The sequence below is a fragment of the Cyanothece sp. BG0011 genome (assembly GCF_003013815.1).
Lineage (GTDB): Bacteria > Cyanobacteriota > Cyanobacteriia > Cyanobacteriales > Microcystaceae > Crocosphaera.
Map to the genome: position 1 here is coordinate 1 of NZ_PRLH01000080.1, position 9,342 is coordinate 9,342.

The 9,342-nt window shown below is 41.9% G+C and carries 11 protein-coding genes; 6 read left to right on the top strand and 5 right to left on the bottom strand.

Features of this window, described 5'->3' with window-relative positions; translation table 11 throughout:
- The 4 genes from C4E06_RS10460 to hisA form a co-directional block, all read left to right on the top strand.
- The coding region (locus C4E06_RS10460) for an NAD(P)(+) transhydrogenase (Re/Si-specific) subunit beta (protein WP_198648525.1) at nucleotides 1-740 on the top strand (740 nt) is incomplete at its 5' end.
- Nucleotides 741-871: 131 nt separating this feature from the next.
- Nucleotides 872-1,129, top strand: a complete 258-nt coding sequence (locus tag C4E06_RS10465) for a hypothetical protein (RefSeq protein ID WP_107668012.1) — start codon at nucleotides 872-874, stop codon at nucleotides 1,127-1,129.
- A gap of 53 nt (nucleotides 1,130-1,182) precedes the next feature.
- Complete coding sequence (locus C4E06_RS10470; protein WP_107668013.1) at nucleotides 1,183-1,965, top strand: hypothetical protein; 783 nt, start codon at nucleotides 1,183-1,185, stop codon at nucleotides 1,963-1,965.
- Between the two features lie 94 nt (nucleotides 1,966-2,059).
- A complete protein-coding gene (gene hisA / locus C4E06_RS10475) occupies nucleotides 2,060-2,833 on the top strand; it encodes a 1-(5-phosphoribosyl)-5-[(5-phosphoribosylamino)methylideneamino]imidazole-4-carboxamide isomerase (RefSeq protein ID WP_107668014.1) in 774 nt (257 codons plus the stop codon).
- A gap of 152 nt (nucleotides 2,834-2,985) precedes the next feature.
- Here hisA and C4E06_RS10480 read toward each other — a convergent pair whose 3' ends face one another.
- The 4 genes from C4E06_RS10480 to C4E06_RS10495 form a co-directional block, all read right to left on the bottom strand.
- Nucleotides 2,986-3,456 carry an anti-sigma factor gene (locus tag C4E06_RS10480; RefSeq protein ID WP_107668015.1) on the bottom strand — a complete coding sequence of 157 codons (471 nt, stop codon included), beginning with the start codon at nucleotides 3,454-3,456 and terminating at the stop codon, nucleotides 2,986-2,988.
- A 111-nt stretch (nucleotides 3,457-3,567) separates the two neighbouring features.
- Nucleotides 3,568-4,221, bottom strand: coding sequence for a sigma-70 family RNA polymerase sigma factor (locus tag C4E06_RS10485; protein WP_107668016.1), 654 nt, complete (start codon nucleotides 4,219-4,221; stop codon nucleotides 3,568-3,570).
- Between the two features lie 84 nt (nucleotides 4,222-4,305).
- Nucleotides 4,306-4,827 carry a late competence development ComFB family protein gene (locus C4E06_RS10490; RefSeq protein ID WP_107668017.1) on the bottom strand — a complete coding sequence of 174 codons (522 nt, stop codon included), beginning with the start codon at nucleotides 4,825-4,827 and terminating at the stop codon, nucleotides 4,306-4,308.
- 133 nt (nucleotides 4,828-4,960) lie between these two features.
- The gene (locus tag C4E06_RS10495; protein WP_107668018.1) at nucleotides 4,961-5,173 is read right to left on the bottom strand and encodes an RNA-binding protein hfq; all 213 of its coding nucleotides are present in this window, start codon (nucleotides 5,171-5,173) and stop codon (nucleotides 4,961-4,963) included.
- Nucleotides 5,174-5,278: 105 nt separating this feature from the next.
- On the opposite strand from C4E06_RS10495, the gene dapF reads away from it, so the two are divergent.
- Entirely contained in the window at nucleotides 5,279-6,118 is an 840-nt protein-coding gene (dapF, locus tag C4E06_RS10500; RefSeq protein ID WP_339377040.1) for a diaminopimelate epimerase, read from the top strand.
- Between the two features lie 160 nt (nucleotides 6,119-6,278).
- The gene (locus C4E06_RS10505; RefSeq protein WP_107668019.1) at nucleotides 6,279-6,686 is read left to right on the top strand and encodes a hypothetical protein; all 408 of its coding nucleotides are present in this window, start codon (nucleotides 6,279-6,281) and stop codon (nucleotides 6,684-6,686) included.
- A gap of 10 nt (nucleotides 6,687-6,696) precedes the next feature.
- Here C4E06_RS10505 and C4E06_RS10510 read toward each other — a convergent pair whose 3' ends face one another.
- Entirely contained in the window at nucleotides 6,697-8,919 is a 2,223-nt protein-coding gene (locus tag C4E06_RS10510) for a PBP1A family penicillin-binding protein (RefSeq protein WP_107668020.1), read from the bottom strand.
- Between the last annotated feature and the right edge of the window lie 423 nt (nucleotides 8,920-9,342).

The following is a 9,342-nucleotide window of genomic DNA, read 5'->3' on the forward strand; positions in this document are numbered from 1 at the left end:
CTTTCTCAGGGTTAGCTGCCAGTGCTGCTGGTTTCATCTTAGTGAACAATATGCTCATCGTCGCAGGTGCGTTGGTGGGTGCATCCGGTATCATTTTAACGGAAATCATGTGTAAAGCCATGAACCGTTCTTTACTTAGCGTCTTATTCGGTGCCTTTGGTAGTGCCGGCGGTTCCGTTGCCGGTGGTTCCGGTGAAGCAACCGATAAAGTGGTTCACTCCATTGACAGCGAAGAAGGGGCGATGATGTTAGGTTATGCTCGTTCTGTGGTGATTGTTCCTGGTTATGGTATGGCTGTGGCACAAGCACAGCATACCGTCAGAGAATTGGCCAACCAACTCGAAAAAATGGGCGTAGACGTTAAATATGCGATTCACCCTGTAGCCGGACGGATGCCCGGCCACATGAACGTTTTACTCGCTGAGGCGAACGTTCCTTATACCCAGTTGCACGACATGGACGACATCAACCCTGAATTTGAACAGACTGATGTTGCTTTGGTTATTGGGGCCAATGATGTGGTTAACCCGGCTGCACGGGCTGATAAAAATAGTCCTATTTATGGAATGCCCATCTTAGAAGTAGATAAAGCTCATCATACTATCGTTATTAAACGGGGTATGAGTGCCGGGTTTGCTGGTGTAGATAACCAGTTATTCTACGACGATAAAACCATGATGCTCTTTGGTAGCGCACAAGATGTGATTGCTAAGTTAGTATCTGAAGTTAAACAACTGTAATTGTTTTACCTCAGTTCAATAATTAATGTTATACCTCCCTGTTTATTAATGGGGAGGTATAATTATCGAAGTATTGGGTAGTGTATCATTTTTACCACTTAAATAATACTACCAAGAGAGGTTTATGATTAATGGAAAGTACAGAAATCAAACAAAGGATAACAAAAACACTCGATAATCTTAACCTTGAGCAATTAGCTTTAGTTGAGAAACTATTAACAGAAATGACTGCTTATTTTAAAACAAATAAATCCTTAGAAAATACCTCAGCAACCTCATCAAATAATGATGATCCCCTAGCACAATTAAGAAACAGTGATTTCATTGGTTGTTTTTCAGATGACCCCGACTTATCAGAAAAGTCAGAAAACATAGCTCAAGGAATTTAATATTCTGCTTAGTAAATAATTTAAAATATTAGTAAAAAATATAGGAGATAAAAATGTCAGGATATAAATGGTTAATTGATATTCGTAACAATGGGATGCTGTATGGCTTGTCTCGTGATCAATTATATACAACGCATAGGATAATTATATCACCTTATTTTAGTATTAACGATAGTGAAGATAAATATTATTTTTCATCTTATCTTCTTGATGATTTGGAAGACTCACAAAAAGTTTTTCATAAAGCCAACAATTTACTAGGTTTATACAATGGGGTCTTGTATCTTTTAAATAGAACTCATAGTCGCCTCTTGCTTGGTTCAGATCCAAAACGTAATCGAGATTATCAACCAAACGATGAAGACTCTATTAAATATTGCCGTGAACATTACAATAAAATTTCCTTAGTTGAAACAATATGGAATTTTCTTGAAAAAGATGCAGATATTTATAAAATTGTTAGGTTGTTAGGAAAACAACATAAAGATACTGAATTTGATGAATTGTATAAAGTATATGAAATTTTACACAATAAATGGAAAACCAGAGACTTAAACAAAGCTAAAAAGATACATAAAGACTATGAAAAGTTTCGTCGGACAGCTAACCATCCTGAGTCATTAGGAGACGATGCCAGACATGGACATAGTAATAATAAGCCTTTATCTAAGCCGATGGACATTATTGAAGCAAGAAAAAAAGTTAAATTTGATTGTCAAGAATTACTTGAGCATTTGCTAAATATTAGGATTGACAAAGAAAATTTACCTGAGTACATTAAGCATAAGTTTGATGAAATTGATTGGAGTAAAATTGACTTAACTGAATGGGCTTAATAGTATTAAGCCCCTACTGAGTTATAACTTCGTTCAACTATGTCCGCTTTTGATAAGATTATAATATTTGAAAACCCTAAAAAATATACGTTTCATGGATGTTATCCCTGCGATCGATCTGCTTGAAGGACGTTGTGTGCGCTTGTACCAAGGTGACTATGAACAATCCCAAGTTTATAACGAAAATCCCGTAGAAGTCGCCCGACAATGGGCCGATGAAGGAGCAACCCGTTTGCATTTAGTGGACTTAGACGGGGCAAAACAGGGTCATCCCGTCAATCTTGATACTATAGAAGCAATTGTTAGGGCCATCTCCATTCCTGTGCAAGTGGGAGGGGGATTACGCGATCGCCAAAGTATCGCCCAACTCATCGAATTAGGGGTTGATCGCACTATTGTCGGTACGGTAGCGGTAGAAAACCCTTCTTTAGTTAACGAACTCTGTCAAGCCTTTCCGGGTAAAATTGCCGTAGGAATTGATGCCCGTAACGGTAAAGTTGCCACTAGGGGATGGTTAGAAACTTCCGAAGTCTTAGCGACAGACTTAGCCCAACAAATGGCCGAGTTTGGGGTGAGTGCTATCATTTACACCGATATCCACCGAGATGGAACCCTACAAGGCCCTAACCGTGAAGCATTACGAGAATTAGCCAATCACATCAATATCCCTGTCATTGCGTCAGGGGGTGTTAGTTCTCTGAGTGACGTTTTAGGATTATTGGCCTTAGAACCTATTGGCGTGACTGGTGTGATTATTGGCAAGGCATTATATACAGGAGATGTCAGCTTAACCGAGGCAGTTCGCGCTGTTGGCCCCGGTCGTTGGCAGGATATCCCCCCTGATCTCGGTTCTTCGGCTTTGGGTTAACTGACATCTTGGGTCAGTACAGAAAAGCTGAATAACTAAGTGAAGAAAATTAATTCTCAAGTAGTTACAGTCAAAATAAACACTGTTCCCCGTTGCCTGTTCCCTATTCCCTCTCTAAACTAGCTGATTTTATCGAAGGTGCAAGATATAAGTTAACGAAGGTTAGGGGGAATTTCGACCACAGGACGGTTTAGGGCAATGGTTAGGGCCTCACTTTCTCCCCCCGTGCGAGCATAACGAGGAAATAGCCCATCCTGTAAAGAAACATGGGCAATAGAACCGACAATGACCGCCGCGATCCCGATACCACTGGCGATCAAGCCTCGTTTTCTACGATCTTGACGATCAATGGTATCAAAAACCCCCTGAGATAAGTCGTCTACCGAGACAGAACTTTCGGGAATTGAAATCGTTGTCGTCTCTCGTTGGACTCGTAACAGTTGCTTATATAACTGATGGAATTCGGGATCACTATCAAGCCATTGCTGAACTTGTTTACGCTCTTGGGCTGTTAGTTCCCCATCCATATAGGCACTTAACAACTCAAAACGCTCAAACTGATTATCCATATTACTTGAATCAGTGGGCGAAAGCCCTTGATTGTGTTCAAAATCAGACATCATGATGAAACTCTCCTAGATCCTCTAAGATCCTTGATTGCGGAGACAAATGCTGATAACAGCATGGTCATGACACCCCTCACAGAATGATCATTGAGATAACAAGCATCTCAATTAATCAACATATTTTTGTAAAACCGTTTGTAATTTACCTCTAGCTCTAGCAATACGGGACTTAACCGTACCCAAAGAAACCCCAGTCATTTCTGCAATTTCTTCGTAAGCTAACCCTTCGATTTCTCTTAAAACAATGGTGGTTCTAAAGGCTTCTGGTAAATCAGCGATCGCTACTTTAAGACGATCATAAAATTCACGGGTGGCTAAATTGTCATCTGGACTAGGATAGTCTGAGACAATATCCCATTCGATTTCCCCATCATCAACTCGACGAGGGGCATCGAGGGAGATAGGATGGCTAACCCGCTTCCGTTTACGTAATTCATCATAAAATAAATTAGTGGCAATCCGACTCAACCAACCCCGAAATTTAACCGGTTCATTAAGCCGTTTGATGTTACGGTAAACCCTAATCCAAACCTCTTGAGCCAGATCAGCCCGATCTTGCCAATCTGGGGCGAGATGATAGAGTATTCTCTCGACATGGGACTGATAACGGTTTAAAAGTTCGGCAAATGCAGCCCGATCAGGTTGCGATCCCTCCTGACATCTGACGATCAAATCGTAGTTTGAAAGCTTTTCTGGGGACACTACCGACTTCTGTCGCCATGAGCGAAGTAGTCCCTCAGGTCCTGTAATTGCTTGACTCATAAGTTTACCCAACGCATAATTCTCCTCACGTTAGCATTCTAGACGCGGAAGTTCAAATGAGGGTTCCCCAGGTTCCAATTTTTATTAATCAGGGGCTAAGGATTTGAGCATATCGGTCATATTTTGCAGAATATCGCTGCGTTGCTGTTGTTCTAGGGGTCGTCTATTAGGAATGCTAGGACATTCAACATAGCGTTGTATGCCTTCAGTGACTTGTCTCGCTATCAAAGTTTGTAATTCTTGTTTGGCCCGTTGTCGTTGATAATCTGCTCCTTCGTGGGTAGTGGCATAAAGAGGGGGTAAACGGTTTAACGCATAAGCAGCAATGTCTCCAATATCAAGGTCAGAGGATTCTTTTGACTCTTGTTCTGCGACTTGACTAATCGCCTCACTTAAGACCAATTCTTCCATAACATTGATAAACTGTTTCCTGGCCACGGCCTTGACTTCTCCCGTTAATAAAGCCCCCATGAGGCGATCTAATGCCATATATTCTTCCATGGGTAAGTCGGAGGCAGATTCACAGATCCGTCCGACCTCTTCTTCCATTATGGGTGTCAAATAGCCATCTTTCAGTGCGTTTTCGACAATTTTTTGAATGCTCATAGATTTGTTTTTTACTGACAAGTGGAGCAGTCTGTGAATAGGGGTTATTCTCAGATTACCCAGAATTGAATTAGAAATTTCAAGGTGAGATCGTTGATCCTCTTTTGAAGGAAAAAAAAACTATCTGATTCGGTTAAGGAGCGGGTTTAATATAAATAAGTGCTTGTCGCCAAATTAATAGGGATTGATTCGACTCATCCACAAGACAAAGACATTGAGGATCTTGCCATAACAGTTGACCGGTAAGGGTTTCTGCTGTTGTGAGTTGCATGACAACTTTTTGTTCATCTTTAATGTATCTTTGAATTTGTCGAACACTCGGCAATCCTGTATCAAATTCACTCATGAGTTCTAGAATGTATGGATAGCGGTTATTTTTATTATCCGCGATCGCTTGTCCTTCTCTGTGGGTTAATTGATAATTGTTTATATAACCCTTATTGAACTGATTATGGAATTTACTAAATATCAAGGTCTAGGCAATGATTTTATTTTAGTGGACAATCGTCACAGCACTACCCCTTTATTATCCCCAGAAGAAGCGGTAAAGTTATGCGATCGCCATTTTGGGATTGGGGCCGATGGGGTCATTTTTGCTTTACCGGGAGATAATCAGAGTGATTACACCATGCGGATTTTTAATTCTGATGGTTCAGAACCGCAAATGTGTGGTAACGGTATTCGTTGTTTAGCTCGTTTCTTGGCTAAATTAGAAGGAATTGAAACTATCGGGAAATCCTACCGCATTCAAACTTTAGCTGGGATCATTGTCCCTCGTTTAGAAGAAGAAGGACAAGTTAAGGTAGACATGGGAAACCCGTTTTTATTGGCCAAAGAAATTCCTACAACTTTAACGAAAGGAGAAGAAAAAGTTATTAATCAATTTTTAGAAGTAGGGGGTCAGTCTTGGTCAGTGACTTGTGTCAGTATGGGTAATCCTCACTGTATTACGTTTGTAGATAATGTGGCAACGGTTCCTTTAGAAACCATTGGCCCGATGTTTGAACATCATTCTGTATTCCCAGAACGGACGAATACGGAGTTTATTGAGGTGGTTCGCTCTGATTATCTAAAAATGCGAGTATGGGAACGAGGGGCAGGAATTACCTTGGCCTGTGGAACCGGTGCTTGTGCGTCTGTGGTAGCAGGGGTTTTGACGGGAAATTGCGATCGCCTCTGTACGGTGGAATTACCGGGGGGTTGTTTAACCATTGAATGGTCCGAACAAGATAACCGACTGTATATGACAGGTCCTGCTGAAGCAGTCTTTACAGGAGTGATCACTGAATAGTGAACTTCAGTGAATTTCTACTTAATGTGATGTTTTTCTACTTAATACGACGAATAAGTTCTCGATAGACACTTATTTTGGGACTGAGATCACTGACTAACGTGGCTATAGTATGTAGTGAAGGAAAACTGAGAATTATCGAAAATAATAGGAAAAAAAGATGATGTTGCGTAAAATTGCGTCAGTCTCTATATTAGCTTTCAGTGCTAGTACCTCATTGCTTCTAAGTTCACCAGCGTTAGCTTCACGCCACTGTAAAGATGTGTATCTGAAAGTCATTAATAACACAGGTAATGAAATCAAAGTGATTGATCTTGACTATTATGATCCTGCGTACCAAAAATGGCGTTCAGAACCAGTCCCGAATGAGGTCATTCCTAATAACCAAGTATGGCAAGAAACAAGACGACTGGAAAATGTTAATCAAAAAAATATTCGGATTAGAGTAGAATACCGTATTCCTGATTCTGACCGCATGGGAGGTTGGAGTCGAGAGGTCTTTACCAAAGAGTCATCTCCTCGACAAATATGTAGTCCAGGCACGATTTATGAAATAACTTTAACCTAAGTTTAAACCACTAAGGTCGATGATAGTTTCCCCAAAGGGCGGCTGCTTGGCCACTACTGCCTTTTGTAGCTGAATTATCGTCATTTCCCAACCAAACCCCTGTAGCCAGATGATTACGGGGAATATAGCCGATAAACCAAAGATCAACCGCGCGATCAGTGGTGCCAGTTTTCCCGGCTTCCCCTAACCCTACACTCGCAGCGCGTCCGGTTCCGTTACTGACGACACCTCGCAACATACTGGTCATGGTTTGGGCAACTTGGGGAGAGATGGCCTGTTGTCTGGCACTATCATCGGTCTGAAAATTATAAATTTCTCGACAGGTGCGCCAGTCTTCATTATTGGTACAGTCCCCCCCGTCTAAAATGCGACGAATGGCATGAGGACGCTGCCATAAACCGTCGTTAGCCACCGCAGCATAGGCCCCCGTCATTTCTAAAACACTAACCTCACTCTGCCCTAAAATCAGCCCTGGGACGGCTTGTAATTCCGACTGAACCCCCAACCGTTGGGCAATATCGACCACTCGGTTTAACCCGGCTTCTCTGGCTACCTGTAGGGCGATGGTATTCTCCGACTGTGCCATTCCTCTATACATATCTGTTGCCCCGCTACTGCGTTCACAGGGTTTATAGGCTTGGCCTTGCCATCTGATGCCACCGCAACTATAGGATTTTCCGGGAGAAATGCCTTTTTCTAGGGCTGCAGCGTAGGCAAACAGTTTAAAGGTTGATCCGGGTTGTCGTTTGGCTTGGGTGACACGGTTAAACTGACTTTGTTTGTAGTCTGTACCTCCTACTAGGGCTAATATTTCCCCGGTACGAGTATCTAACGTCACCATGGCCCCATTAGAAAAGCCGTAGGTTGATCCTTGGGTTTTAACCGCTTCTTGTAACTTTTTTTCCGCTAATGCCTGTCTGTTTAAATCGAGTCCAGTTTCTACAATAAAGTTACCTTCTTTAGCAATTTCTGTCCCTAATAACTGCCGTAACTCTTGAAACACATGGGCGTAGAAATAGGGGGCTTTGCTGTTAGCTAAAGCTTTTCTGGCTTCGGGACTGATGTTAATACGCGATCGCCTGGCCCTGGCGGCTTCTTCAGGGGAGATCATTCTCAAGGTTGCCATGCGATCAATGACTCGATTTCTCAACTGTACCGAAGTGTCATAATCTTGCACAGGGTTGTATAAGTTAGGGGCCGGTAACATGGCCACTAAGGTGGCGGCTTCGGCAATATCGAGTTCAGTGGCCGACTTATCAAAATAGAATTGGGCTGCATCTTCAAACCCATAGTTACCGACACCTAAATAAACACGGTTAAGATAGGTTTTGAGCAGAAAATCTTTACTATAAACCGCTTCTAATTTTAAAGCGACAATAATCTCTCTAATTTTACGTTGAGCGGTGTTTTCCCGTCCCACTTCTGGGAATAAACTACGGGCGAGTTGTTGGGTGAGGGTACTGGCCCCTTGACGAATACCATCATCTTTAAAATTAACCACCATCGCCCTCAAAATACCGTAGGGATCAACGCCAAAATGCCAGTAGAAGCGACTATCTTCGGAGGCAATGACGGCTTTGCTCAAATGGGGAGAAAAGTCCTTTAAACGGTCAATTTCGTGGTGTGCATCGTCGCTAAGGGGACTTAAAGGGGTTTCTCCATCCCTAGCGTAAACCACGACAGGGCCACTCACTCCGGAGGGTAAGGGATGGACGCTAACTTTGCTCGTTTCCCACAATAACCAGGCTACTAATAGGGTAATCAGTGATCCGGTGCCATAGAAACCATAGCGTAGCCACTGCATCCATTTTGGGGGTGGGTTATGATAGGTCAGAGTGGCAATATCTTTTAATTCTGGTGGACCAAAGGTAAGGGTGTCTCCATGACGCAGGGATAAGTGGTTAACCCGTCGTTTTCTGAAATAGATGCCGTTAGTCGAGTTTTCGTCCTTAATGATGAAGTGACGGGGGTTCTTTTGATCCCGATGCAAAGAACAATGGACTTGACTGACAATAGGGTTAAGTACCTTGATGTCGGTATGTCTAGAACTACGGCCAATGATATAGCGATCGCCAATTAAAGCGTAGGTTTTTAACTGCTCTTTTGGGCTTTCTTTGACCCTTATTTCTGGGACTTTTGCCCCTTTTTTTAAGACTTGTGTCTTGGGGGTTGACTTGACCAAGTTTTGCACTGCTTGGGTTAACAGTTGGCTTAAGGGTTGCTGTTGACTCATATTGAGAATAAGCGATCGCGCTTTTGGGTATTCTAGCTTACCTATTATAATGACGATGATCCCTCTTGTGAGTGTTTCCTTTTTCTGGGTAACGGAGCGAAGAGATTAATATTAGAATTGTCAATATATATTAGTTAGGATAGATATAACAGTTTCTTCTTTACCCGCGATGGTAACTTAGTTCCTACTCCTGAAGAAGCAGCTAAACAGGAGAAACAAGAAAAAGAATTAGCACAGCAAAAAATTGAACAATTAACGGCTAAGTTACGAGAGTTAGTAATTGATACTGATCAAGCTTTGTGATTAAAAATTACTTAACTTATGACTGATCGATAATTTTTTTACAGTTATCTAGAATCATTTTTAACTCTTCTTCTTGTTTTTCAATCCATTCTTTTTCTGCAATTTTTTGATAGTCGCTTT

Excerpts from the sequence above, each read along its gene's own strand:
- C4E06_RS10480 (WP_107668015.1), bottom strand. The coding sequence starts at position 3,456 with ATGATGTCTGATTTTGAACACAATCAAGGGCTTTCGCCCACTGATTCA.
- C4E06_RS10490 (WP_107668017.1), bottom strand. The coding sequence starts at position 4,827 with ATGAGCATTCAAAAAATTGTCGAAAACGCACTGAAAGATGGCTATTTG.
- C4E06_RS10510 (WP_107668020.1), bottom strand. The coding sequence starts at position 8,919 with ATGAGTCAACAGCAACCCTTAAGCCAACTGTTAACCCAAGCAGTGCAA.
- C4E06_RS10505 (WP_107668019.1), top strand. The coding sequence starts at position 6,279 with ATGATGTTGCGTAAAATTGCGTCAGTCTCTATATTAGCTTTCAGTGCT.
- C4E06_RS10470 (WP_107668013.1), top strand. The coding sequence starts at position 1,183 with ATGTCAGGATATAAATGGTTAATTGATATTCGTAACAATGGGATGCTG.
- dapF (WP_339377040.1), top strand. The coding sequence starts at position 5,279 with ATGGAATTTACTAAATATCAAGGTCTAGGCAATGATTTTATTTTAGTG.
- hisA (WP_107668014.1), top strand. The coding sequence starts at position 2,060 with ATGGATGTTATCCCTGCGATCGATCTGCTTGAAGGACGTTGTGTGCGC.
- C4E06_RS10485 (WP_107668016.1), bottom strand. The coding sequence starts at position 4,221 with ATGAGTCAAGCAATTACAGGACCTGAGGGACTACTTCGCTCATGGCGA.
- C4E06_RS10465 (WP_107668012.1), top strand. The coding sequence starts at position 872 with ATGGAAAGTACAGAAATCAAACAAAGGATAACAAAAACACTCGATAAT.
- C4E06_RS10495 (WP_107668018.1), bottom strand. The coding sequence starts at position 5,173 with ATGAGTGAATTTGATACAGGATTGCCGAGTGTTCGACAAATTCAAAGA.